Origin of the sequence: Chryseobacterium tongliaonense (assembly GCF_041224435.1) — a bacterium.
In the GTDB taxonomy this organism is placed as follows: domain Bacteria; phylum Bacteroidota; class Bacteroidia; order Flavobacteriales; family Weeksellaceae; genus Chryseobacterium; species Chryseobacterium tongliaoense.
Genome location: NZ_JBGFFD010000005.1, coordinates 301,539 through 327,429, shown reverse-complemented (window position 1 = coordinate 327,429; position 25,891 = coordinate 301,539). Strand labels below are relative to the sequence as shown.

General features: G+C 35.5%; 28 protein-coding genes and 1 pseudogene. 20 read left to right on the top strand and 9 right to left on the bottom strand.

Annotated features, from left to right (window positions below; translation table 11 throughout):
* Positions 1–33: 33 nt before the first annotated feature.
* Both AB8P06_RS13195 and AB8P06_RS13190 read right to left on the bottom strand, forming a co-directional pair.
* Positions 34–330 carry an IS3 family transposase gene (locus tag AB8P06_RS13195; protein ID WP_369842411.1) on the bottom strand — a complete coding sequence of 99 codons (297 nt, stop codon included), beginning with the start codon at positions 328–330 and terminating at the stop codon, positions 34–36.
* Complete coding sequence (locus tag AB8P06_RS13190) at positions 324–590, bottom strand: transposase (RefSeq protein WP_369842409.1); 267 nt, start codon at positions 588–590, stop codon at positions 324–326. Before AB8P06_RS13190 ends, AB8P06_RS13195 begins: the two co-directional genes overlap by 7 nt.
* Before the next feature lie 239 nt (positions 591–829).
* Between AB8P06_RS13190 and AB8P06_RS13185 the strand changes: the two genes are divergently transcribed.
* From AB8P06_RS13185 to AB8P06_RS13165, 5 genes are all read left to right on the top strand, one after another.
* Entirely contained in the window at positions 830–3,847 is a 3,018-nt protein-coding gene (locus AB8P06_RS13185; protein WP_369842408.1) for a sensor histidine kinase, read from the top strand.
* Positions 3,822–4,436 carry a response regulator transcription factor gene (locus AB8P06_RS13180; RefSeq protein WP_111955917.1) on the top strand — a complete coding sequence of 205 codons (615 nt, stop codon included), beginning with the start codon at positions 3,822–3,824 and terminating at the stop codon, positions 4,434–4,436. Before AB8P06_RS13185 ends, AB8P06_RS13180 begins: the two co-directional genes overlap by 26 nt.
* Positions 4,437–4,850: 414 nt before the next feature.
* Complete coding sequence (locus AB8P06_RS13175) at positions 4,851–5,597, top strand: phage tail-like protein (protein ID WP_111955919.1); 747 nt, start codon at positions 4,851–4,853, stop codon at positions 5,595–5,597.
* A gap of 22 nt (positions 5,598–5,619) precedes the next feature.
* Entirely contained in the window at positions 5,620–6,354 is a 735-nt protein-coding gene (locus AB8P06_RS13170) for a phage tail-like protein (protein WP_502064275.1), read from the top strand.
* 15 nt (positions 6,355–6,369) lie between these two features.
* On the top strand, positions 6,370–7,095 hold the full coding sequence (locus AB8P06_RS13165; RefSeq protein WP_369842405.1) for a phage tail-like protein: 726 nt from the start codon (positions 6,370–6,372) through the stop codon (positions 7,093–7,095).
* A 335-nt stretch (positions 7,096–7,430) separates the two neighbouring features.
* Here AB8P06_RS13165 and AB8P06_RS13160 read toward each other — a convergent pair.
* A pseudogene (locus AB8P06_RS13160) lies at positions 7,431–7,667 on the bottom strand (IS3 family transposase); the annotation flags it as partial.
* Between the two features lie 111 nt (positions 7,668–7,778).
* Here AB8P06_RS13160 and AB8P06_RS13155 point away from each other — a divergent pair.
* The 13 genes from AB8P06_RS13155 to AB8P06_RS13095 all read left to right on the top strand — a co-directional run bounded on the left by AB8P06_RS13155 (position 7,779) and on the right by AB8P06_RS13095 (position 19,056).
* Complete coding sequence (locus tag AB8P06_RS13155; protein ID WP_369842404.1) at positions 7,779–8,705, top strand: helix-turn-helix domain-containing protein; 927 nt, start codon at positions 7,779–7,781, stop codon at positions 8,703–8,705.
* Between the two features lie 450 nt (positions 8,706–9,155).
* Positions 9,156–9,929, top strand: a complete 774-nt coding sequence (locus AB8P06_RS13150; RefSeq protein ID WP_369842403.1) for an SDR family NAD(P)-dependent oxidoreductase — start codon at positions 9,156–9,158, stop codon at positions 9,927–9,929.
* 209 nt (positions 9,930–10,138) lie between these two features.
* Positions 10,139–10,858 (top strand): SDR family oxidoreductase, encoded by a 720-nt coding sequence (locus AB8P06_RS13145; protein WP_369842401.1) that lies wholly within the window; start codon positions 10,139–10,141, stop codon positions 10,856–10,858.
* A 27-nt stretch (positions 10,859–10,885) separates the two neighbouring features.
* Complete coding sequence (locus tag AB8P06_RS13140) at positions 10,886–11,638, top strand: SDR family oxidoreductase (RefSeq protein WP_369842399.1); 753 nt, start codon at positions 10,886–10,888, stop codon at positions 11,636–11,638.
* Between the two features lie 5 nt (positions 11,639–11,643).
* On the top strand, positions 11,644–12,063 hold the full coding sequence (locus AB8P06_RS13135) for a hypothetical protein (RefSeq protein WP_369842398.1): 420 nt from the start codon (positions 11,644–11,646) through the stop codon (positions 12,061–12,063).
* Between the two features lie 53 nt (positions 12,064–12,116).
* Positions 12,117–12,839, top strand: a complete 723-nt coding sequence (locus AB8P06_RS13130; protein WP_369842396.1) for an SDR family oxidoreductase — start codon at positions 12,117–12,119, stop codon at positions 12,837–12,839.
* Positions 12,840–12,999: 160 nt separating this feature from the next.
* On the top strand, positions 13,000–14,103 hold the full coding sequence (locus tag AB8P06_RS13125; RefSeq protein ID WP_369842395.1) for an alkene reductase: 1,104 nt from the start codon (positions 13,000–13,002) through the stop codon (positions 14,101–14,103).
* A gap of 11 nt (positions 14,104–14,114) precedes the next feature.
* Entirely contained in the window at positions 14,115–14,855 is a 741-nt protein-coding gene (locus AB8P06_RS13120) for an SDR family NAD(P)-dependent oxidoreductase (RefSeq protein ID WP_369842393.1), read from the top strand.
* Between the two features lie 119 nt (positions 14,856–14,974).
* A complete protein-coding gene (locus AB8P06_RS13115) occupies positions 14,975–15,358 on the top strand; it encodes a winged helix-turn-helix transcriptional regulator (RefSeq protein ID WP_369842392.1) in 384 nt (127 codons plus the stop codon).
* A 456-nt stretch (positions 15,359–15,814) separates the two neighbouring features.
* Positions 15,815–16,414, top strand: a complete 600-nt coding sequence (locus tag AB8P06_RS13110) for a MarR family winged helix-turn-helix transcriptional regulator (protein WP_369842390.1) — start codon at positions 15,815–15,817, stop codon at positions 16,412–16,414.
* A 42-nt stretch (positions 16,415–16,456) separates the two neighbouring features.
* Positions 16,457–17,299, top strand: coding sequence for an arylamine N-acetyltransferase family protein (locus AB8P06_RS13105; protein ID WP_369842388.1), 843 nt, complete (start codon positions 16,457–16,459; stop codon positions 17,297–17,299).
* Positions 17,300–17,333: 34 nt separating this feature from the next.
* Positions 17,334–18,461: a serine hydrolase domain-containing protein gene (locus AB8P06_RS13100; RefSeq protein ID WP_369842387.1), complete on the top strand. Its 1,128-nt coding sequence runs from the start codon at positions 17,334–17,336 to the stop codon at positions 18,459–18,461.
* A gap of 22 nt (positions 18,462–18,483) precedes the next feature.
* On the top strand, positions 18,484–19,056 hold the full coding sequence (locus tag AB8P06_RS13095) for a Crp/Fnr family transcriptional regulator (RefSeq protein ID WP_369842385.1): 573 nt from the start codon (positions 18,484–18,486) through the stop codon (positions 19,054–19,056).
* Positions 19,057–19,264: 208 nt separating this feature from the next.
* Here the strand turns inward: AB8P06_RS13095 and AB8P06_RS13090 are convergent, their stop codons facing one another.
* The 4 genes from AB8P06_RS13090 to AB8P06_RS13075 all read right to left on the bottom strand — a co-directional run bounded on the left by AB8P06_RS13090 (position 19,265) and on the right by AB8P06_RS13075 (position 21,611).
* Positions 19,265–19,480 (bottom strand): hypothetical protein, encoded by a 216-nt coding sequence (locus AB8P06_RS13090; RefSeq protein WP_369842383.1) that lies wholly within the window; start codon positions 19,478–19,480, stop codon positions 19,265–19,267.
* 151 nt (positions 19,481–19,631) lie between these two features.
* Positions 19,632–19,988, bottom strand: a complete 357-nt coding sequence (locus AB8P06_RS13085; RefSeq protein WP_369842382.1) for a response regulator — start codon at positions 19,986–19,988, stop codon at positions 19,632–19,634.
* Positions 19,989–20,749: 761 nt separating this feature from the next.
* On the bottom strand, positions 20,750–20,860 hold the full coding sequence (locus tag AB8P06_RS13080) for a Wadjet anti-phage system protein JetD domain-containing protein (RefSeq protein WP_369842418.1): 111 nt from the start codon (positions 20,858–20,860) through the stop codon (positions 20,750–20,752).
* 265 nt (positions 20,861–21,125) lie between these two features.
* A complete protein-coding gene (locus tag AB8P06_RS13075) occupies positions 21,126–21,611 on the bottom strand; it encodes an RteC domain-containing protein (protein WP_369842380.1) in 486 nt (161 codons plus the stop codon).
* A gap of 1 nt (position 21,612) precedes the next feature.
* On the opposite strand from AB8P06_RS13075, the gene AB8P06_RS13070 reads away from it, so the two are divergent.
* On the top strand, positions 21,613–22,044 hold the full coding sequence (locus AB8P06_RS13070; RefSeq protein WP_369842378.1) for a hypothetical protein: 432 nt from the start codon (positions 21,613–21,615) through the stop codon (positions 22,042–22,044).
* A gap of 312 nt (positions 22,045–22,356) precedes the next feature.
* On the opposite strand, the gene AB8P06_RS13065 is transcribed toward AB8P06_RS13070, so the two are convergent.
* Positions 22,357–23,091: an SDR family NAD(P)-dependent oxidoreductase gene (locus tag AB8P06_RS13065; RefSeq protein WP_369842377.1), complete on the bottom strand. Its 735-nt coding sequence runs from the start codon at positions 23,089–23,091 to the stop codon at positions 22,357–22,359.
* 163 nt (positions 23,092–23,254) lie between these two features.
* On the opposite strand from AB8P06_RS13065, the gene AB8P06_RS13060 reads away from it, so the two are divergent.
* Entirely contained in the window at positions 23,255–23,611 is a 357-nt protein-coding gene (locus tag AB8P06_RS13060) for a winged helix-turn-helix transcriptional regulator (RefSeq protein WP_369842376.1), read from the top strand.
* 117 nt (positions 23,612–23,728) lie between these two features.
* On the opposite strand, the gene AB8P06_RS13055 is transcribed toward AB8P06_RS13060, so the two are convergent.
* On the bottom strand, positions 23,729–25,333 hold the full coding sequence (locus AB8P06_RS13055) for a helix-turn-helix domain-containing protein (protein ID WP_369842375.1): 1,605 nt from the start codon (positions 25,331–25,333) through the stop codon (positions 23,729–23,731).
* Between the last annotated feature and the right edge of the window lie 558 nt (positions 25,334–25,891).

Below are 25,891 nucleotides of genomic sequence, written 5' to 3'. Positions count from 1 at the left end.
TAATTTTTTCTGATCTTTTTCATACTCTTAAAGTTAAAGAGTATAAGAATTGTGTCCTAACAAAGGTAGCAACTCCACTCTGTGGACACGTTTATGATTCCAAATATACCCCAAGTTCCGAAGTTTATGATACAGCTTCCAAAAACCGTAACCTGGATGTTCTTGTGAAAGTTTTGTTAGAGCCTCAATTAATTCATCATCATTTTTTCTGCTTTTATAACGGTAGCTGCGCCTACTGATACCTATTGTTAAACAACTTTTCCGTTCGCTTAAATGGTATTTTTCGCGAATAAAGTTGACAATTTCACGCCGTCCAGAAGGCTTTACCACTTTTTTGACAGAACATCTTTTAAAGCTTCAATTTCTAAGCATCGTTCGGCATAGAGTTTTTTAAGCTTGGAATTTTCGGATTCCAGCTCACGCAGCTTTTGAATATCCGAACTTTCCATACCAGAATATTTACTCTTCCATCGATAAAAAGTACCTTGTGTAATGCTATGTTCACGGCAGATTTCCAACACACTTTTTCCAAGTTCCTGTTCCTTCAAAATCCCAAAAACCTGACTCTCTGAATATTTACTCTTTTTCATATTTAAATTTAAAGTTTTTTAAATCAAAAACTATATCTTTAAATGGTTACATTTTCAGGGAAGTTTACATTACCGTCCAGCTGCCTGTCATGAACCAGTTTTTGTCTTTTTACAAAGATATTTGTTGTGTAGCACTTTCCTGAAAATTTATCCTGCGACTTTGTCTTGTTGTATGTAGAACATATTCTACAAAATTGTACTGTATAATAGACTAATTTTGCAGAATTACCAATTGTACTATGAGAATATCTATATTGATTATTTTTTTGTTTCATTTTCAGCAATCATATGGTCAATATGTTTCTTCATGGTATAATACAGAGAATGGCCTTCCACAGAATAGTGTCAAAGCTATTGTAAAAGATAAGTATGGTTTTATATGGCTGTCTACAGACAATGGAATAGTGCAATATGATGGCTCGGTATTTACAATACATAATAAATTAGCAGTTACCAACTTACATTTTGAAAATTTCTATGGAAATGTGTTGAATGACAGTATTGTAATTTATAACAATAATGACGAGAATAAAATTCTTATAAGAAAAAGAAAAGTCCATTCTATTACAAAAAGCACTTTCACAAGAACATTTACTAAGGAGAAGTTTAATTTTTTAAAAAGGATATCGAAAAATTCTCCGGAATCCAAATACGGCTCTAATACCAAATACTATATAAAGACCAGCTCCGGAAAATATAGTTTTTATAATAACAGGATTATATATACCGATGAAAAAAATAGGCAGACAAAAGTTCCAATCGTTACTACCGATTTATCTACCATATTTCTTAATGAAGAAGATACTCTTTTTCTCGCCGATCCAAAAAACAGAAAAACTTACCGAGTTGATAAGGGAAAGCTAACAACTCTTACGAAGGCAACTCTTTTTAATGATCCTGAAACGAAAATATACTGGCAGCAGATTACCGGTCAGACTTTCATCATCAATAATGATAACATTTATCTTTTGCAGGGCTATAAGAATGATGAGTTGCAATTAAAATTTTTGATAACCTATAAGAATTTTGGAAATCAATTCTTTAATTCTATATTTTATGATAAAGATTTTAAAAGATTATATCTGGGAAGCGTAACCAAAGGATTAAACATTGTACAGCTGACCCAATTTTTCACAGCTCAGAAAAAAATTCATTTTGTGGATGAAGTAAGCAGTTCTTCCATACCATTTAATGAAAATACAATTATAGACCCCTATGGATATGAAGTTAATAAGCATGGGCTCGTAAAGAATCATCATTTCGGTGTTAATGACAAGCATTTTATGTTTTACGATGATTCAGGGAATATTTTGTACAAGAATGACGATTATGTGGTTAGAAGATATAAATCCACCCAATATACTACCACTCATAGCATTCATTTTCCGGGCTTAAAAGTTTTTTTTAAAAGTGCAGACCAGTTTGCCGTTTCTACAACAGATCTTACCCATTCCTATCTACATCTATTTGAAGACGAACAATTAAAGACTATAAATATTACGTTGGAGTTTACTGGATTTGTGAATTCATTTCTGCAATATAACAACGACGAATTTTTGATTGGATGTAGCGACGGTTTGTACTTAGGACGGCTAAAACAGAAAATTGCTGCCCAAGTAGCTAAAGAGATAAATGTAAAAAATATTATCAGAACCTCGGACGGACAGATATGGATAACCACCAACAAAGATGGTTTCTTCTTGTTTAGAGATAAGAAGCTTTTCAAAATGCCTTTAGACCAGAATTCATATTTAAATTCCGCACACTATATTTTGGGGGATACGCATGGATATTACTGGATATCTTCCAATAACGGGTTGTTCAGGGTTGCTAAAAAACAGCTTTTAAAATATTCTGAAAACAATAAGACTCCTGTGTTTTATTACCGTTTTACGAAAAATGATGGCTTATTAACCACTGAATTTAACGGTGGTTCTATGCCTGATGCCTATTCCTTGAAAAATGGTGAATTTGTATTTCCCTCAATGGAAGGATTTGTATTTTTTGATCCGAAGGATATCAAAGCGTATTATCCCGATAAAAAAAGAATATATGTTGAAAGAGTGAGAATTAATGATTCAGATATTACTTATTTTTCAAAGGATCTTATTTTAGAGAATAATTATAAGCATGCAGATATTTTTATTGATATTCCTTACTATTCAAATTCTTATAACTTAAGAGTTGAGGCAAAGATAGAAGGGCAGGATCCTGACTGGCAGCAAATTGAAATTAAAAACGAAAGAAAATATACGATAAGCAATCTAATCCCGGGTAATTATACTCTGCAATTAAGGGTTCAGGTTTCTCCGGAGGGCAGTTATGCATACAGAACCGTAAAAATTAAAATCAAACCACTTTTTTACCAAACTACAGCTTTTAAATTAGCAGTTACTATTTTATTTTTATTCATATTTATAGTAATCATCTACACAAGAACTAAATTTTTACAGATAAGAAATCGATTGCTCAAAAAAAAAGTATCTAATATTAAAATAGCACTTAAAGAAAGTACGCAACATCTTGAAGCCGTAAAAAATGATATGCAGAAAGAATCGGAGTATCAGAAAAAGCTGATAGAAGCTATCAGCCATGACATTAGTACTCCTGTTAAGTTTATTGCTATGATGTCTCAAAAATTAATCGATGTCCGTGAAGTTGATCTTCAGAAAGAATATTTCGACAGCATTCATCAATCTTCGGAAGAGCTGTATAATTTTACCATGCATCTTAAGGAATACAGTGATTTATTTGGAACTTACGATGTATACGAAAAGGATGAATATCCTATTAGTGAGATATTAATGGCCAAACAAAAACTATTTAATGAAGTTAGTAAATCACAAAATAGCAGAATTGAAATTATTGGAAAGGGCAACATTTATTGTCAGTTTAATAAAAGTATCCTATCGTGTATTGTCCATAATCTGGTTGATAATGCTGTAAAAAATACATCTGGGGGCATCATTTATATTATTGCTGAAGATAATCAGGAGAAGATCACTCTGAAAATAGCAGATACTGGCAAAGGGATGTCGCAGGAGCAATTAACTTATTACAATGGATTGTACCAAATGTCAATGAATGAGGATATTATAAAATTTAGAAATTACGGTCTTGGTCTACATATGGTTATTTATCTTGTAAAAAAAATGTATGCGGATATATCATTTTACAAAAATTATCCTGGTGGAACTGCTGTTGAAGTCAATATTTACAAAAATAAAATGAATGGAAAAAAGAATTTTAATAGCTGATGATCATTCTGTAGTAAGGGCCGGAACAGCCCTGATTTTAAGATCGGCATATCCCGGGCTTACAATAGATTCAGCAGAAAACTATGGACGTGTAAAAGAATTTCTCAAAACTAATCATTATGATCTTCTCCTTTTAGATATTGATATGCCGGGAACAAAATATACCGAAATGATTTCTGAGCTAAAAAATACTCAGAAAGACCTTAAGATTTTAATATTTTCCGCTTATGATCAAAATATTGCCATACAGTATATTCGCAAAGGAGCGGATGGCTATTTAAATAAGTTGGGAACAGAAGAGGATATAAAAAACGCTATAAAAACTATTTTAGAAACCGGATATTTCTACCCGTCTGAGCTTATTCCTTTTATCATAAAGAATTTTGATGGGGGGAATAGTATAAAAAAACTTTCTCCCCGTGAATATCAGGTATTTGAACTATTGGCTAAGGGAAATGGAAATTTAGAAATTTCGAACCATTTGGGTCTACGAATAAATACAATAAGCACCTTTAAAAAGAGAATTTTTCAAAAATTAAAAATTAACAATATAGCAGAACTCATAGAATTATATAAAAATTTACATTAGATGCAGCCTATTTGTGAGTTCACAACAATTTAAAACCCTTATTATCTGTCAAAATAGAATCTATAATTTATATTATAGATTTTTGTTTTTCCAGCCTGTATTGAGATACATAAAGCTCTGCCTGTTTGTAGATTTAGTTCTATAAATAAGCAGAACAAGCTGTATGTGTTATATTTCAACACGCCGTATAAATCAAATACCTTTACGATATAAAAATTGTAACCGGAATCTTTACAGTACGAAGCCTCTTTAAAAAAACAGATCTTTACAGCTTTAAAATGAAGTACTTTCTAATGATGGAGAGGGGATTTATTATGATGATTCCTATAATCTAAGATCAAATATAATTAAGAAAATAAATATTTAGACACTAAAACGAAGTAATGATAAAAGTATTAACCAATCCCATGAACGATGAAAAAAATTAAGCACTATTGTTATGTCTTTGCTCTCATAACAGGAATTGCCGCGCAGGGTCAGGTAGGAGTTGGCACAGCTACTCCTGATCCTTCTTCCTTGCTGGATTTAAATGCTTCCAACAAAGGATTGCTTTTGCCGAGGGTAGCACTAACCTCTACAGCAGATATTATAACGGTTCCTAATCCTGCAAAAGGACTGCTTGTGTATGCCACTCAAAATTCTGGAACAGGCATTACGGCAATACAGAAAGATACGCTGTATAAGTTTGACGGTACCCAATGGAAGCCTCTTACGACACGAGAGAAATTTATCTCCAATGAATTACCTAAGATTGTTGCTGTAGGAAGAAAAACAACCACAGAGCCCTGTACTGGAGTTGTCACCAGACCGTTTAGCCTCAATCAAAGAAGCAGCAACTTAACTGCCGCAGGAGGCCTCACCGCTCCTCAGAATGGATATTATATGTTTTCGGTGAGAATAGTTCAATTAATGCCGCCAGTTCCCAGCCAGCCTTTTAGTCAAAGTCCATATATCAAAGCCCCAGGTCTGGCTACCTATTCTTATTTGTATAGAGGGGCGGGACTTTCGGCCCAGCCTGCCTCCATATTGGGAGTTATTTATTTAACACAGGGAACTATCACTTCAGGCTTCGAATGGCACCTAGGAAATAATACCTGTACTGCCGATGGTAGAATTCAAGGCCAGGAAGTGACTTGGGAGTATTTGGGAAATCCTTTATAAACTTAAATTTGATACTATAAAAATGAGAAAAATATATTTTTCAGTACTTTTTTCCTTCCTTTTAACCGGACAGTTAATGAGCCAGATTGGTATAGGTACTGCTGCTCCTGCACAATCATCAATTTTGGAAATGTCCTCCGCGAAAAAGGGCTTTTTAATCACTCGGGTCCCTTTAACTTCAAAGACTGATATAACCACGATTCCCAATCCTTCAATGGGCATGTTGACCTTAGCATCGCAAAACTCCGGTACTGGTGAAAACGCAGTATATGAAGGGCGGTTATATAAGTTCAATGGAACAGGCTGGGATGAAATGGTGGAAGATGGAGAAATAGCTTCGGGTAGTTTATTTCCCGAGCTGGTAGCTGTCGGAAATAAAACTATTAATACTACAACCTGTACAGGTGCTGTTATGGGAAATTTCCAGTTGACAGCTCTAAAGAATATAAAAACAACCATTAACGCTAATGGCTCAATAGTGGCCAATAAAACGGGCTACTACATCTGGAGTGTCAGTATCAGGCAGTTCATGCTGCAATCAGCCTACAGTCCTTTTCTGCTTCCGGGGATGCTTAACTATGCATTCAGAGATGGAAACACAACAACAAGGGCGTGGCAAACAACGGTATTTACAGGATCTGTTTATCTACGCCAGGGAGACATCTCAGAACCTTTTCAATGGCATTTAGGTGGAACATGTGTAGCTGCTGATCGGATAGGAGAACAGCAGGTCGTTTGGCAATATATAGGAGAATAGATAATATAGATTACAATGAAAAAAAAGATATTTTGTTTACTAATAGGTTTGGTAACAATTACCATTAAAAGCCAAGTGGGAATAGGAACGGCCACTCCAGATCCATCTTCGATATTGGAATTATCCTCATCAGATAAGGCATTGATACTCCCAAGGGTTTTTTTGACATCTACGACAGATATTACCACAGTAACCAATCCGGTCAAAGGGTTGTTGGTATACAACCTTTCAGACTCAGGCACCGGAACGAGTAGGGTATATAAGGATTTAATTTATTTATATGATGGGGTTTTATGGCAGGCATTAATGGATTATAAATTAGCGACTAATACGATCAATTTGCCTGTATTATATTCAAGGGGCCGAAAAACGACCGTTACAACCTGTACAGGATCAAGCGGTGGAAATTTTACTCTCGATGTGAGAGATAATAATATGGGGGTGTCCGGAACAATTACTGCTGATAAAAAGGGGTTTTATAAATTTACAGCACGTATTGTTCAGTATTTTCAATTGGAATTCCTCCCACTCTTGAGTACACCTTCTGGGACATTCAGTTATAATTTTCGGGGAACCGCAGGGTATCAGGATAGAAAAGTAACGACTTCCGGAGTAGTCTATTTAGCACAAGGTGACACCAGTTCGGCCTTTTTCTGGGGATTAGGGGGATTCAATGTATGCAACGCTACCCACAGAATTAAAGAACAGGAGGTGATCTGGACCTATCTGGGAGATTTATAGTGTATATAGAAAACAGGTAGTTCCTATAGCCTACAAAAGCCTGTGGAGTTAATATTGAATAAGGTTATTGCGATTGCCAAGTTAAAATTATTACTAGTGGTAGTAAATGCAATAATAGTAATGTTGAAAGGGCATCGAGGTTCGCTATGACTCTTTCCAAATAGTTTAAGGAGACGTTTATTTATTAACGTCTCCATTTTTTTGTATTCTGTGCCTTGATTTTCTGATCCATAAAGAATGTAAAAGTTCGGGTCACAAATTTTTATGGGCATAAAAAAAGGAGACAACTATTAAATGAACTTGCAACTATTTTTGAGACAAAATTTATATACTCTTTACGCTACATTTTTAGATTGATTAGACATTAAATTTTGATACTCTTTTATGGTTAAATTTCCTAAAGCCGAATGCCTTCTATGAGTGTTGTAAAATGTTTCTATATATTCAAACACAGAGTTTTTAGCATGATCTCTAGTTTCATATTTATTTTGATAGACAAGTTCGGTTTTCAGAGTTTTGAAAAAGCTCTCAGTTACAGCATTGTCATAACAATTTCCTTTTCCGCTCATGCTTCGGGTAATGTTTTTTCCGACTATTGATGTAAATTCTGTACACGCATATGCATTCATCAATTTAAATTTCATTTTACTAAATTTGAAAATCCAAATTGAATTCTAATAAACGTGGAATCAACAGATAAAATCGAATCTAATTCTCTATTTCAGCTTTATAAAGCATTGGAACTTCCTGTGGATCTGTTCGATGTTACAGAGGGCTTCACTATATTCAATTTGAATGCAATTCCCTTCAAACTACCTTATCAATCCACTTCTTACCGCCCTAATTTTTTCTCTTTTTTATTCGTGAAGGATGGAAGCGGACGATATACTATTGATGAGCAGACTTTTGAAGTTGAACCCCATTCCATTTATTTTACCAACCCAAGTAATTACCGCACATTTAGCTGGACACAGATAGAAGATATTTTATTAATAACTTTTGACGAAACCTTTTTGAAAAAGTACATCGGAGAAGATGTTTACACCGATTTCCCATTTCTTCTTACTGAAATTGTTCGCCCAAAAGTGGTAACAGATAGCTTTTTTAATGAAGTTGGTGCTATAAATATCCAGATATTAGATGAATACAGAAAAAATACATCTAGCAAATACAAAATTATCGGTCATTTATTGGCGATACTTCTTTTCAAGATCAAAGAGCATATCTGGATAGATTATAATCCGATATATGAAGGGAATCGCAGTTCCCAGATTGTTATATCTTTTAAAAGAATTTTAGAGCATCATTATCGTGATCTAAGTTCAGGGAAAGCGGATATGGTTTTTCGTGTCCAAGATTATGCCGATGCCCTCAACCTGCATCCCAATTATCTTAGCAGTGTTATCAAAAGCAAAACAGGGAAAAATTTAACTGCCTGGATTGCCGAGAAAACACTGACAGAAGCAAAATCATTATTACAAAATGCAAATATTCCTATTAAGGAAATTACCTACAGATTAGGATTTACAGAAACTGCCCATTTCAGCAACTTTTTTAAAAAGTATGAAGGAGTATCTCCAATAGTGTATAGAAAATCTCATCATTCATAATTTTTGCATTAAGTATTTTGATAATAAGATATAGATCGATATTAAAAATAGAGCTATATATTATATTTCGAAGGTATATTAGATGCCTCACTTTCCCACATTATTGAAAACGATAATACAATTTTAATATAACTGAATAAAATTGCAATACACCTGTTTAATGGGATTTATATTCAATAATCTTTCAGTTATTATAGAAAAATCCCGGTTAAAACCATCGCATTTTTCATTCCTAATATTCATTATTCCCAGTTCTTTAAATTTTGCAATATATGCTTTAATATTCGCAACATTCGGAGGCAACACTCTTTATACCTTTGAATCAGAAAATTACGTATAAATACAAATTCGGTTGCCCATACTCACTAGATCTTTAATTAGATGGATGAAGGAAAAAGTCTCAATAGCGAAATGAGCAGCCAATTAAGCGCCAAATAAAAATTAGAAAAAATGGGACGAATATTCATTACAGGATCTTCAGACGGCCTTGGCATGATGGCCGCAAAGTTATTGATCCAACAAGGACATCAGGTAGTGCTTCATGCGAGAAATGAGGACAGAGCCGAGGAAGCACATGAAGCCAACCCCAAAGCAGAAACGGTGCTGACTGGTAATCTCGCCAGCATTTCGGAGACAATTGATCTTGCCAAAGAAGTAAACAAACTTGGAAAGTTTGATGCTATTATCCATAATGCTGCAGTTGGTTACAGAGAGCCACGAAAAATTATGACTATAGACGGCTTACCGCACGTATTTGCCATAAATAGCCTTTCGCCATACATCCTCACCGCCCTTATTGAAAAACCACAAAGACTTATTTATATGAGCAGCGGGCTTCATCGTGATGGAGATAGCAGTTTGAACGACCTTTTGTGGGAACAAAGGAACTGGAACGGCTTTCAAGCTTACGCAGATTCTAAATTGCACAATGTCCTTCTTGCTTTTGCTGTTGCCGGAAGATGGAAAGATGTCGCTTCGAATGCATTAGAACCAGGCTGGGTAGCGACTAAAATGGGTGGAGCCGGGGCTCCCGATAGCCTTGCAGATGCACCACTAACACAGGTTTGGCTTGCTTCTTCAATAGATGCTATGGCACTAAAATCAGGAGGATATTATTATCATAAAAAGCCACAAGCTGTACATCATGATGCTAGAAATACGGGAATACAGGAGATGTTCATCGATAAATGTGCCGAAATCTCGGGTATAGAACTACCTGAATAAGAGATACTCGCCTCTGTGTTGGAATTCTTTAAAATTTGCAACTCATGCTTTAATATTCGTAACAAGGCAGCGCACTGCCGATTGTACCTTTGACTTAAGGAAATAGAAATCTTACCAACAAAAAACTGGACTGCCATTAATCCTACTAAAAGGGAGCAGGAAGGTTTGATCAAACAAAAAAAAATAAAATGAAAAATTTAGCAGAAAAAGTGGCAGTAATAACTGGTTCATCAAAAGGAATCGGAGCTGCCATTGCACTAAGATTGGCACAGGAAGGTGCCAGCGTAATCGTCAATTACAGCGGCAACCAGGCCGCAGCAGATGAGACTGTATACCGCATTACTTCAAGCGGTGGGCAGGCCATTGCTATCAAAGCCGATGTGAGCCGCAAAGAAGAAGTTATACGTCTATTTGATGAAAGCATTGCGCATTTTGGAAAAGTAGATATATGGATAAACAACGCTGGGGTGATGCTCAACGCACTGATCAAGGACCTTTCAGAAGAACAGTTGGAAAAACAGCTGGATATTAATGTGAAAGGTGTCTTCTACTCTCTTCAACAGGCAGCAACCAAACTTTCTGATAATGGAAGTATAATTAACCTTTCTTCAACGGTGACCCGAACTTTATTTCCGACCTATGGAGTATATGCAGCCACTAAAGCTGCTGTAGAACAGATGAGCCGCATATTTGCTAAGGAAATTGGTGCAAGGGGTATTAATGTCAACTGCGTACTGCCCGGTCCCACAGGAACTGATTTATTCCTTAATGGAAAATCAGAAGAACAGATCAAACAGCTTGGTTCATCCAATGCATTTGGTCGTCTGGGAACCCCGGAGGATATAGCTGAGGTCGTTGCATTTCTTGCATCTGACCAGGCAAAATGGATCTCAGGACAGAACATTGGTGCAAATGGCGGAATAGCCTAAACATATGAATAAATCAAATCTAAAAAAATGAATACGTTAGAAAATAAAGTAGCCTTGATTACAGGCTCCGGAAGAGGCTTGGGTAAAGCCATTGCAGAGCGTTATGCCGCATTAGGCGCAAACATCGTACTGAATTACTCAAAAGATAAATCGTCCACTGCTCAGGTAGAAAGCAATATCAGAGCTATGGGAGTAAAAGTGATCTCGATCCAGGCTGACGTCAGTAAAGTTGCAGATATCAAACGTCTCTTTGAAGAAGCTAAAAAAGTGTTTGGTAAAATTGATATTGCGGTGGCAAATGCTGGGATAGAAATGGTGGAAACGCCTGTAACGCAATTTACGGAAGAACAGTTTGACCGTCTGTTTTCAATCAATACCAAGGGGGCTTATTTCACCATGCAGCAGGCTGCATTACATGTCGAAGATAATGGGCGTATTATCTACATTGCGTCCAGTACTACAGCGTTTCCTGTACCGGGAATGGCGGTATATGGGGGAAGTAAAACAACCCCTAGATATTTGGTTGACGTATTATCAAAAGAGATCGGACACCGCGGGGTAACTGTCAATTCGATTATACCATTCGCCGTGGACCACTCGGGTATTTTTGCAGAAGAAGGCAGTTACCCGGACCTGAGGAAATCACTACTGGACAGCTGTCCGATGGGCAGGCTTGCAGAGGTGGAAGATGTTGCCAATGCAGCAGAATTTTTTGCAGGCGGCCTATCCTCATTCGTTAACGGCCAGCACCTATTGGTCAATGGTGGAGCAAATCAATAGGGCAAATGAAAATCTTCAGGTCTTTATTGCCGTTCCTGCTGCTGTGTAGTATTAATGCATGTGGGCAGATTGGTAATCATAACCACAAAACAATCAATAAGATGGAATACAATAAGATTAACAACCAGAAAGTCCTTGCTGCCATCGAAGACTGGCAGAAAGGTGACAGTGCAAAATGGCTTTCACATTTTAGTAACAATGCCACACTTTTAGACGATGGCCATCCCAGGGATATTATTAAATTTTCAACAGAAGCAATCGGAAAAGAGCGTTTTACCTCAATAGATAAGGTTGAAAACAGTGGTATGGATATTTATGGGAAATTCCATAGTGATACCTGGGGCGATTTTAAAACCTACTTCAAATTCAGGATGGGTGCAGACGGAAAGTTTGACCAGTTGCTTATCGGACAAGCAAACTATTAGTATAGCCGGATAAATTTCCGGAGGATATAATTTTAACATAAAAAAATTTCAAGATGAAAACATTAGAAAACAAAAGGGTAATTATTCTTGGCGGCAGCTCTGGGCTTGGATTGGCAACAGCGCAGGCAGCAGCAGCTGACGGTGCTGAAGTAATCATTGTTTCAAGCAATCAGCAGCGCATCGATAAGGCACTAGCAACCTTACCCGACAACAGTAAAGGATTTGCTGTGAGTCTGGATAAAGAAGAAAATATAAAGTCTTTTTTCAACAATATCGGCAACTTTGATCACCTGGTCTACACCGCTGGAGAAAACATTTCCATGAGCATGGTGGAAGATACGGAGATAGAAAAATCCAAAGATTTCTTCACTATCCGGTTCTGGGGTGCCTTTGCAGCCATTAAATATGGTCGCCCCTATATTAATGAAGGTGGAAGTATCAATCTGATGAGCGGTAATTTCGGACAGCGTCCTGCTGCGGGATATAGCTTGGGCGCGACGATCTGCGGGGCAATGGATGCCTTTACACGGGCGATGGCCGTTGAGCTTGCTCCCATCCGAATCAACAACATTGCCGCAGGTATTATAGATACAAACCTATGGGGTAATTTGAACAAAGAGGATAAAGAAAACTTCTTCAGTCATCTGGAAAAAACCCTTTTGCTGAAAAGAGTTGGCCAGCCAACGGATATAGCAGATGCATTTGTATACCTTATGAAACAGGAATATACTACAGGACAATCAATAGTCATTGACGGAGGAGCCGTATTGGTGTAGCAAAAACAATATTATAATACCTGCATACGATAAAAAGTGTCTGAGCGGTATGTTTTTAATAACGTAAATGATAGGGACAAAAAAGACTATATAGGTTAATAAAGTCTCTTATTGCATAATGGATATATAGCATGCAATTTTGCATCTTAAAATTCATAAAATGAAAGCAATAGATTTGTTTACACCTTTGGATAAGGAAGATTTTTCTTTGGCAAACCGCATTGTAATGTCATCATTGACACGCGGTAGAACTACGAATGCACAATTGGCGCCTACAGAACTTCATGCGGAATATTATGCCCAGAGAGCTTCCGCCGGCCTGATACTTACAGAAAGTGCATGGGTAAGTCAAGATGCAATGGGCTTTATTAATATCCCCGGTATTTACACACAGGAGCAAATAGACGGATGGAAAAAGGTGACCGAAGCGGTACATTTGAACGGTGGGAAAATTTTTCTACAGTTGGCACATAGCGGATCAGTATCACATGCTGATTTCTTTGACGGAAGGCTGCCTAAGGGCCCATCTGCAATCAATCCACAGGAAAAATCCTTTACACCTCACGGATTTAAAGATACGGAAACACCTGAGGAATTATCCAAAAATAATATAGCCAGGATTATTGACAGCTATAAGATAGCAGCTGAAAACGCCTTATCAGCAGGGTTTGATGGTATCGAAATTCATGCACAACTTTTTACCCTGATCCCTCAGTTCCTCAGCAGAGCTACCAATCATAGAAATGACGAGTATGGCGGAGGTATAGAGAACCGGTCTAGGATACTGTTTGAAATTTTGGAAGCAGTGATAACCATAATGGGAGCGGACAGGGTTGGAGTAAAATTCACACCCTCTGCTTACAATCCCGGGATTATTCGCCCTGATGCCGATACACTCGAGGATTACAAGTATCTGTTGACAAGGTTGAACAGATTTGGACTTGCTTACCTTCATATTGTGGGTCCTTCAGTTGATCTTTCCGATACTCCTTTAGCAGAAATCAAGGATGATTATTTCGGATTTTTCAGACTGTACTATAATGGGACACTCATAGCGAACCTAGGCTTCAATAAATATACTGCAAACGAGATCTTGCAGACAAGAAAAGCGGACCTGGTATCATTTGGTACAGCATTCATAGCCAATCCTGATCTTGTTGGCCGTTTCAAAAATGACTGGACATTGGCCGAGGCAGATGCCGATACCTATTACACGGGAGGAGAAAAAGGTTATACGGATTACCCTTTGTATCAGTTAAAATAAAATAAGATAAGATGGAAAATAATGAAAAAATAGTCCTGGTGATCGGAGGAAGCCGTGGTATTGGAGCGGGAATAGTCTGGCGGTTAGCGGCCAAGGGGTTTGTGGTTTATTTTACCTATACAAAAGGAAAGGTGGCTGCCGAAGAACTAGAGACACTTGTTTCGGCAAACGGTAGGAAAGCCTATTCTTTACAAGCGGATGCCACAGATCAAAATGCGATGAAAGGTATTCGTGATCATCTTGTAAAGTCTTTCGGAAAGATAGATGCTATTGTCAATAATGCAGGAGTTTTCGAGACAGGAACTTTAGGTGAGCTACAGAAAGATTCCGCTGTTCTTGACAGAATGTGGGAGGTCAATGTACTTTCGATGGTCAGGAATATGGATGCTTTTACCGGTGACATATCTGAGGGTGGCCGTATCGTATTAATTGGTTCCGGCGCTGCAGATCGAGTTGGAAGTGGTGGAGTTGGAGATTATGCTGCCGGGAAAGCTGCGTTGGCTGCATATACAAGAGCATGGGCACGCGATTTGGCCAACCGCAATATAACGGTAAATATTGTTCAGCCAGGATTGATCCAAACTGATTTGGTACCAAAAGATAGGGAGGTCGTTCAAAAAATGTCTCAGCCTATTCCTTTAAAACGTTTGGGTACCCCGGATGAGATTGGCAATGTGGTGGCATTTTTGGTTAGTGAAGAAGCGTCCTATGTTACGGGTGCCATTATCAACGTAGATGGAGGATTGGGGTAATCCTGTTTGATATATACAATCATAACATTAAGCAATAAAAAAAGATTTTGAGGAATGTATGTATTAGGGATAAATTTGTCCCTATCAAGGGTTATGTGTTAATTCTTAAATTTGTGATTATGAATTACGAACGAAAAATACCTGTGCCAACAGAATGTGGATTACATCTTACCAAGGAAATCCTAGGTGGAAAATGGAAAATGTCGTTGATCTATGCAATAACTTCCAGTATAAAAAGGCCTTCGCAAATAGAAAAAGCTTTTCCGGCACTTACAAAAAGAGTTTTGAGCAGGCAGCTTAAGGAGCTGGAACTTCATGGTATTATCAAAAAGAAGATTTTTGAGCAAGTACCGCCTAAAGTAGAATATTCATTGACAGAATTGGGAGAGTCTTTACTACCCATTATTGATATGATGGATAGCTGGGGGAACGAGCACCGTCCTTTTCTTGAAAAGGTGATCAATGAAACAAATCCGGTTATCACTATTGATAATGAAGCATAGTCTGCTGATTTTAGACTACTGGAGAGAAGTAAAATAAAGCCTCACCAACAGCAAAGGAAATGTACAAAATAGGCAGATGAAATCGAACAGCATCCCTGGAAGAGTAGCTAATAAAGAGGCAGCTGGAGGAATCATTGTATAAACTGCGTCAGCCCCGGTAAATTTAGAGGTAAGGGGATCAACGTCGTTTACAGAACCGATGGCAGCAATCGCACCTAAATCTATAATGTTTTTTAATTCTCTCGGCATTGCTGTGATGAGAGTCACCTAGTGCCCGGGGCAATTAAAACAGGGTGAGCGGCTAACTAATGTGGTCTATTGAGCCTGTTAGTGTAATTTTCGTAAGTTTTATTTATATCATGTATGATGTTATATAATGAAAATTATAACAAAACAAATTTAAAATAGGCATATGTGATATAAATATTATATATTTGCATCATTAATGATGTAAATATGAATAAGGTTGTTAAATTAGTAAATGATTGGGCGAAATTCGAGGAAGTTCACCCTGATGGGGAAATGGTTGATTTTTGCCGGTATATTTTAATTAAAGACCGGGAAGGGAATAACGGTTATACGACTCAAGACAAACTGGACCCACAAGACCTTTATAGTAAATTTTCAAAACTTGTTGGGCGGATTGCAAAAATACACATGAACTTGTCTTTGGCCATACTCAAGGAATATAATATTAATAGTTTTGAAGATTTCCCCTTTCTACATTCCATAGCTATGTTGGGAAACCCAAGAAAAACTGATGTTATTACTGCTAATTATATTGAGCTCTCGTCAGGTTTGCTAATCATTGATCGTTTAAAAAAGAATGGATGGATAATCGAAAATAATAATGAAACCGATAAGCGTTCCAAAAGAATTTCATTATCTACAAAAGGGAAAAAGGTATTTAAGGAAGTACAGGTTCGGATGAGCGAATTCAATCAGCAGTGCTTCGGCGCTATCTCTGATGACGATATCAGTTTATGCATGCGTTTGATGTCTCCTATTGAAAAAACTTTATCAACTTCTTGGACCACAAGAAAAACCGAAAAATAAAGAGGTAAGTTAAATTGACTTAATTTAAAGAAAAATGGTTGTATGAACGATTTTGAAATAGAAAAGTATTTAAACAGAATAGGCCCGTCGTTAAACAAGAACATGACGACAATGGACAAGTTAAAGATGTTGCACCTGCATCATCCTTATCAGATTACATTCGAGAATATAGATTCATTTACCGATACTGTACCCTCCTTAGACTTAAATGTAATTAGTTTAAAAGTGTTGGAAAACAAAAGAGGGGGATATTGCTATGAACAAAACCTCTTATTTCTAGCGGTTTTACAAGAAATAGGAATTAAGCCCAAAATTCATTTAGCCCGAGTTTTATGGAATAATCAAAACAATCAGGAAACACCCCGTACGCATATGCTGCTGACTGCGAACGTAGAGGGAAACCCATTTTTAATTGATGTTGGTTTTGGATCGATGACATTGACCGCTCCTATGCAACTAAATATCACCGAGGCGCAACAAACACCTAACGGGATCTTTCGAATAGTACCTCTTAGGGGCTTCTATCAACTGGAGGTATTGAAGGGTGAATGGCTGCCTATTTATAGATTCTCTCTTGAAGAAGTTTATCATTCTGATCTTGAAATGGCAAATTGGTATACTGCTACATACTTGCACTCCGTTTTTAAAAGATTTTTAATCATTAGTAAAGTTGACGAGCTGGGTAGATATTCTTTATTTAACAATGAGTTTAATATCCGCTGGAATTATGGTAAAAAGGAGTCAGGCAGAATTACAAGTTTTGAACAGTTAAAAGATATTTTATCAAATATCTTTAATCTATGCAATCTATCTAATAACTCACTTGAAATGATTTATAATAAATTGAAAGAGGAACCACTAAAGCTGGTTGAAGGTAATTCTTAATTTGTATTCTGACCATAAAAAATTATACAATACAATGAAAAACATTAAAAATCTTCAGGTCATATTTCTCATCTTACTAGCAGCCTCAAATTTGTGCGCACAGGATATCCAGCAAAAAATAAAAAATATTGTTGATTCCACCTATGCTGCTAATCCAAAAGCTGTTGGTTTTGCAGTTTATGTTGAAGCGCCGGACCAAAAGTTATCTTTTGGCTATGCTGTGGGCTATGAAAACAGAGATACTAAACATAAACTCTCCACAGAACAACCTGTACTGATAGCAAGTACAACTAAGCCCTATGTGGCGGCCTCCATATTAAGACTTGTTGAAAAAGAAAAACTTGACATCAGGCAACCCATCAAAGATTATCTGAGCCAGCGATCAGAAACAGAACTTACCCAGGCAGGTTATAATACATCCCGTATAACGATAAAGAATCTACTTTCACACACTTCAGGCATCAGGGATTATGTTGATGCCGAATATTTCAAATTTATTGGTGAGCACCCAAAATACGCTTGGACAAGGAACGAACAGATCGCGAGGGCTACAAGGCTTGGAAAACCGCTTGCACAGCCGGGTGAAGGTTTTAAATATGCAGATATCAACTATGTACTTCTAACCGAAATAATTGAAAATATTACCCATCGTCCCTATTATCTTTCGATCAGAAAGCTGCTCAACTACAAAAATAATGGACTGCTGATTACACGCTTTGCCAAGTTTGAAAAAGAAACAAAAAATACTCTTGAACAAGCCCACCAATATTGGGATGAATTTGGATGGGATACTTATAATCTTGATCCATCGTGGGATTTATATGGTGGTGGTGGCATAATTACCAATGTAAGAGAAATGTCAACTTATTTTCAGCAACTGTTCAATGGAAAGATTATTAAAAATAAAGAAGTACTCGCTTTAATGACACAAGATGTTCCTCCTAATTTAGAGGTAAATTATTGCCTTGGAATCCGCAAAATCAAGTATGCGGGGCTTTTAGGGTACAACCACGGAGGAGGACTAGGAACAGACCTTGTTTATATTCCCCAATTGAATGCCTCCATATCAATCGTGTCCCTTGAGGCTGGACATCGTCCTGTTGCAGTTGAGATCAGTAAAAAGATAGTCGAGCTTTTAAAGACAATAAAAAGTCCACTTTAAATTTGTTTAAAGTAATGAAACTATGTATAAGAAAGTTTTTGATTATATTGAACGCCATAGCATAAGCAAGCTCTCCAATGAAGAAAAGTTGGAAATAGAGGGTTTAATGGTGCCGATTAAGATAAAAAAGAAACACTATTTTCTTAAAGAAGGCCAGGTCAGTGAATATGCCGGATTTGTAGTCAAGGGTGCATTGCGTATGTTCAGTATACATGAAAACGGTATTGATCGTATCCATCAGTTGTTTATTGAAGACTGGTGGGCAGTCGACATGAAGAGCTATATGAGTTTGAAACCTTCCGATTTTTTTATTGAGGCTCATGAAAATACTGAGCTCTTTGCGGTACCGAGAGATAAATTCGAGACAATCCTTGCGATTCCCGCTTTTAAGGAAATGTTCTGGCGTATTAATCAGAACCATCATATTGCCGCACAACGGCGCAGGGATCACGCGATACATCTCAGTGCACAAAAACGCTATAAAATCTTTTCACTTTTGTATCCTCAGCTTGTTGAAAGATTTCCCACTAGACAAATTGCCTCATACCTTGGCATCACTCGCGAAACATTGACCCGGGTGCGAAAAGGATTTTAATTGTGTTTTTCTTTGGTGAAAAATTTAATGCAAATTGCCAATAATTCAAATTTTAAAATATATTAAAGCCAATTTTAGGCTAAACGGCATATTATTATATTTTGCGTATTAGCAAAGAGAAGGTTTTTGTAATTGTCAACTAAATAAAAAACTGTTATTATTATGATCAATTATGCGCTGATTCAAAAGGTCTTTTGGTAAGTTGATCTCAAGTAGCTGTTTTATTACTTAAATCAAAGATTTTTTGCTTATTTTTCCAATCATCTGATATAAATGCCGATGTAAGAACTGCATACTTTCCCGAAGAAGTAAAGTTGCATTCTTTTCCGCCTTTCTTTTTCTCTTTATACAATCTTCCCATGGAAAATAATATCTCCATTACTTCACCATTTTCGGTAATTCGCACTAGCTCTGATAACTCCATTCCTGGTTTTTAAATAGCCACTATCTCTGTCTCCGATTCCAAAAACATAAGAGGAAAATGATATGCTTAAACAACTGAAAATCAACAACTTACAATAGTCAGGCAAAATCACCTAAATATAACCAGTAATCAAATTCTGTATTGATTTTTCTCAAGAATTTTTCTTAACTACATTAATCATATGATCAATATCAAACGGTTTTTCAATAAAGTCATCAGCTTTACATGCTTCGGCTGTTTTAGGCAAATCATAAGATGTAGAAGTCAAAACAGCAGATAAATCTTCGGTTTGAGGATCATCTTTTAATTCTTTAATTACTTTTGATCCCTTTTTACTGCCTTTTATGTTATCATCTATTATAACCAAATCAGGATCGATCTTGTCAATTGTTTGGATTGGTTCAGTAGTCAATGAAGGTATAACATCAAAACCCTCGTCTTCCAAAATTTCATCCATTACTTCAAGGACATGTTTATCATCTTGGATAAGCACAATTTTCTTTTTCATTTTGCAGTATTTTCACTACAAAGATATAAAAATGAATGCTTGGGAATTTACAAAAAAATATTTAAAGACATAGCAAATATTAACTTCATTAAAATACATCCTTCTCTTTTAATAGTATTTGCTAAAAAGCTCTTAAATCACAGCTACAATAAATCATATAATTTTATAAATAAAGGAAATCGTTAGTAGCCTTTCAGCAAATAATTTATTGGTTTCTACCTGAATTCTCTACTTGTAAAATGTCTAGAATTTTACAAGTAGAGTCACTATTTTTTATACAAAATAATAGATTTCGTTGCCAGGGAAGCGTCATTAATAATTAAGTTAGATTTTGATTAAAGTCTGAATAATTGTTCGACTTTTTATTATAGTTTGGGGTATTAAGGCATATTATATATTTTTATCCATTATTGTCCGATAAAACAGTGTTAAAAGATATTGATGAAACTGTAAATGGGTGCTGTAGTAAGGCTGGCTTGGAAAAATTATCAGAAAAAAGGATACTTACATACCCATCAAAAATTAGAGATACTCCATCAACTCTACTGTTATTAAGCAATACTGGCTCTAAATAAAGTTACTGATATAGTTTTATGCAACCAGTTCATGATTCGATCCTATTCTTCAAACATTTATCTACATACATCTGCGGAATTTTCTCCTGTTCCAGCCTGTTTTTTTCCAGAGTCTTTAAATACTGGAAAAGATCGTTTTCCTCTTTCCTCAAGAGGTTTAGATTTTGGGATTATTTCTTGCGCCACTTACTGCATAATTTTGAAAAGTTTCAAAAGTCTCCGGTCCATCATGACGCTTTGGGTATGCGGATGGTATGATCGTAGCTGATGCAGAACCTGAAAGCCATGTTCATCGATATCGCCCCAGAATTCCCATAAGATCTATTTCCATAACGTGTGAATTTCTATTGTTTTTTTGTAATTTGGTAAAAAATATTTAATAATTTATTGTATAGAAAATTATAGCATTAGAAAATTATTCATCAAAAGCTTCGACCTTTAATTGAAATTATTAGAGAAGCTTTCTCTATATCTGCTTCATCTTTTTGAATTTTATAAAATATAAAATTAGCTTTTATAACGAATTTAAAAATTAATTTAAAGTCATAACCATATTTATAATTTACAGATCATTGTCCATATATCTTTCAAGTGAATTTATTAAAAAATGTAAATAACGGGTCCTTGTACCAGCTCTAAACTTCATTTGATAAAAAGCATGATGTATATCTCCTAAGTTTACTTTAAAAATATCTTCAAACATATTAGATATATTACTTAATCCTGCTCTTCCGTTAGAAATACTGTTAGAAGTATGAAGTGCATAAATCAGCTCAATAAGTGCATTTTTTGACTCAGTCCATGAAATTTCCGAATCGCCATTCATTTTAAAGAAATATTCATCTTTGGGTTGTATTTTCATTTTTTTTGATGATAAATATATGTGTAGCCAGTTTAATGCGATTATTTTTGCAGTCTCATAATCATAATACGTGGAGAAGTTCCTATCAATTTCAAAAACATAACTATTTACACCTGCCATAATGTCTATTTGACCTAATCTAAAGTATTTTTCATCAAGATCTGCGACCAGAACGATATTAAACAACGTGGAAAGTTTAAGGAAAGCTTTAAAGGTAAAGTCTGGACGATACGGTATACTCGATAAACCGTATGTTATTGCAATAAATGCAGTTGATATGTTGGCTCTAGATAAGGATGATGTAATGGATTGTTTGATGGGTTCAACATGTATCGTACCTGAATTAATTACCAACCAAAATGCATTTCAGGAATTTCGGGAGCATGACGGATTTTTTACAGGTAGAAATGACAAAGGTCTGAATACGCGGGTAAGTGCAGCAATGATTACCAAAATACATCCGAGTAATTGGAGGGATTCAGATTATTGGATTTTTGAAAATGAAATGGCAATACTTCCTATAAATTTAAGGAATTCATCACTAATCACCAGATTTATTCAAGATGGTATAATTTATAGAACCAGCGGGAAATCCTTTGGTGATATCATTGTTTACTGAAATGATCTTACTGACATTGAGATCGATTTGAAATGTCTTTTCAATTATTATTGAGTTATTTTTAGAATATCACTACCTTTGTAATAAATATTATTAGTTTGTGGGATTCTGTTACCCCATTGTCCCTCAGAAAGTATAAATATCTGTTTATCAGTAATTTTTACTTTTTGTATCGGAAAGTAATAAAAATAATCCTGAATACAACATGGGAAGAATAAAAAGGTAATGCTAAAACTAGCATGCTGATTTCATTAAATTTTAGGCTATGATATACTTGACCGGTACCGCTAAGTATATCATAGCCATAAAAAATTATCTGCGAATAGTAACACCTCCATCAACCGACAGGTATGAACCTGAAATATAAGAAGCTTCGCTTGAAGCCAGGAAAACAATAGCGTTTGCTATTTCTTCGGCTTCTCCGATTCGTTGCAGAGGAACCGCTGCTGCGATAGCATTTTTAATATCTTCCGGCGTTTGTTGATTCATCGGTGTATCAGTTAATCCGGGAGCTACGGTATTTACCCGAATTTTCCTGTCTGCCAATTCTGTTGCTGCTGTGCGTGCAATTGCATCAACTGCACTTTTTGTTGCTGCATAAGCTCCCATTTGTGCATATCCGCTAATTGAAACTCCGGATGAAATAAGAATAACAGATGCTCCTTCTGCTAAATGCGGAATTAGTTTTTGTAAAGTAAAGAATAGCCCTTTCACGTTGATGTTGAACAAATCATCAAACACTTCTTCGGTTGTTTCTTCTATTAAATATTGTTTTGCAATTCCTGCGTTCAAAACAAGTACATCAACTTTTTTTCCGGTTTCTGCAACTTCTTTTTCCAATATTGCAATGTCTGCCATTTTAGAAATATCAGAAGCTAAGGTTTTTAATTTTGGGCTATTGATTTCCGCAGATGCCGTATGCAAACTATCAGTATTTCTTCCTGTTATCAAAACATCTGCTCCTTTTCCAATAAATGTTTTAGCGGTTGCAAACCCAATTCCAGCACTTCCGCCTGTAATCACTACATTTTTATTTGTGAAATTCATTTTTTAAATTTTAAATGATTGAAAATTTATTTTTAGTCCGGACTTTAAATTTATTTGTTTTTGAAATCGATTTCTTTTAACGATACAAATTTAAAACGAATAAATTTCTTTTAGTAACTTTGTAACAAAAAGAAACAGTAACTTTTGAGTAACGAAGTAACTTATGAAGGACATTAAATGCTCGGATAACGACACAAACAGAAAACAAATTATGGCTGTTCATGATGCAATGGACGTGTTGAATGGCAAATGGAAAATCTCAATAATTTCATCGGTTTGCTATTACAACAAACGGCGTTTTTCTGATATTTTGAACGATGTGAAAGGTATTTCCAATAAAATGCTCAGTAAAGAACTGAAAGAACTGGAAATGAACCAACTCATAAAACGGATAGTTATCGACACGCAACCCGTAATGGTGCAATATCAACTGACAGAATACGGTTTGACTTTAAAAAAAATCATCGATACTCTGGCTGATTGGGGAACTGAACACCGAAAAGTAATTGTTGGGAAGTGAAAAAAATAGCATTTTTAGACCTTTAAGTCCGAACAACGCTGAAGTTGGCGATTACGAAAAGCAAATTACAACCCATGCCATTATAAGACAAACAAGGTACATCCTGCAGGTAGAGTTTCATATGTTTTTTTCTTTCTTAAGGTTTTCAATAAAACCCGAAGGCGTTAAACCTGTTTCTTTTTTAAAGGCATTCAGAAAAACCCGAGGACTTGTATACCCACATATTTCCGCTAAATAGCTAATTTTATATTCTCTGTAAATAGCATTTTCGTAAAGCTTTTTCGTAATATATTTAATTCTAAGACTATTGATGTAAGAGTTGAAGTTTTGGTTTTTGTAATTTTTAATAATCTCAGAAAGGTATTTTGTATTAGTATTAAGGTGACTTGCGAGCCTGCCGATTGTAAAATCACTTTTAAGATATTTTTCTGTTTTTTCAAATTTAGATATTCTATTTAATAATTGATTGATGGTTTCTTCGGCAATTGTTTTTGGAGCTTTAATTGTCTTTTCTTCATCTTTTTCTTCTTTAGAATTTTGTATTTCAGTTTCATGTTTTATTTTCATTATGAGTTCCTGAAATTTTTGCTGCAGAATTTTATTCTTATTTTTCCAAAAATACCAAACTCCACCACCTATGAACATTATTATAATTAAGAAAATATAAAGGTAGACTTTAAGGGTACTATTTTTTTCTTCATCTTTTTCTTTTTTAATTTTGCTTGCAACTTTATTTACCGAATGTTTTTCTGCAATTTTTATACTGTCTTTTAATTTTATTAGAAGCTGACTGTATCTTTTTCCTTCTACAGTATTGTTTTGTGCTAAATATGCTTCCGTTAAAACCTCATAAAAGTTCTCTCTGCCGTAAGGAGAGGATATCTTTTTTTCTAAATTTAAGCCTTTCAAAGCATACCGGATAGCTTTATCATTATCCTTTTGATCAAAATAAAAATCTCCTGCTATTCTGTATAAATTCATTTCATTAAGAGGACTTATTTTTCTGCTTTCAGCAATCTCCAGTGATTTTAAAATGTATTTTTCTGCTTTTTTAGGATCGCTGGGCTGCATGATCCATAAATAATAAAGTGTAAGATTTGCCTGTATAGAGGTAATTAAATCATATTTTTGTTTTGATGATATTTTAGAATCTTTATCAGAAATTTTTTCAGCTTCATTTAATCCGGTTAAAAGACATAAACGAACAGAGTCGGATTGTTTTTTACTTTGATCAAAATAACTGGAATAGTTAGAATAAAATAGGCTGCTATAATAATGACGAATATCATTATTCTTAATTTTCTTCAAATATATTTTTGATGTTTGATAGGCTTTATGAGAATCTTCCAAAAAGCCAAGATCTCCAAATGAGCCAGCTCTCATCTTGTACATATTTGATACTTCTTGCGGAGGCGAACTTTCATTAATATATTTTTCTAAATCTGAAGAAACTTCAATAGCTTTTTCAGCATTATCTAATGTTGAATAAGTTCGCATTAGTTCTACACCGATTAGAAAAGCAATACCATATTTATTTTCCTTTGCCGTTTTGTAGCTTTTTTCTAACTCTTGGATAGTATTGTTTACTACACCCGTATTATCTGTTTCGCTTTGTATTCGGTGCAGTTCATTTTTCAGTTGTTCTTCAGATACTTTCTGACTTTTTCCTAAAATAAACAGATGCAGAACAAAAAATAAAAAAATAGAATTATGAGATCTCATTCGCCTTTAGTTGGAATTAAATTAGTGCTTTTTGCAGTAAATATTTTATTGCAGAAATAAGTTTCACAAATGTATGAATACCTACTTGCATCTATGCGAAAAAATTACCGGATGGATATGATTTTATTTTAATTATTTAATTATCAGTGTTTTGTAGGCGTATTTCTATCGGTATAATTCAGGAATTATACCGATGCAAATCTTGTATTCCTTTTCTTATAGTAATAATATTGCCACATTCTTCAATTAACTGATCGTATATCATGGTTGAAATTTTTCAAAAGAATTCCCTATAGATTCTGAAATACATGGATGGTGCCCAATCTTCCCTGCTTTATAATGGGAAGATTTTGGTTTTATTAATTTGACAACTTTGATATAATAAAATGCGACTGTCAGACTTGAAGAGATTCATCATAAACAGATCAAGGCAGACCGCAGTAAGAATGGTGATTTCAGGAAGAGTAGCAAGTTGAAGTATCTACACGTTTCCGGTGTTGAAACAAGGAAACCAAAAGGCAGTCTGAAAAAGAAAAAAAATTATCAATTTAAAACGAA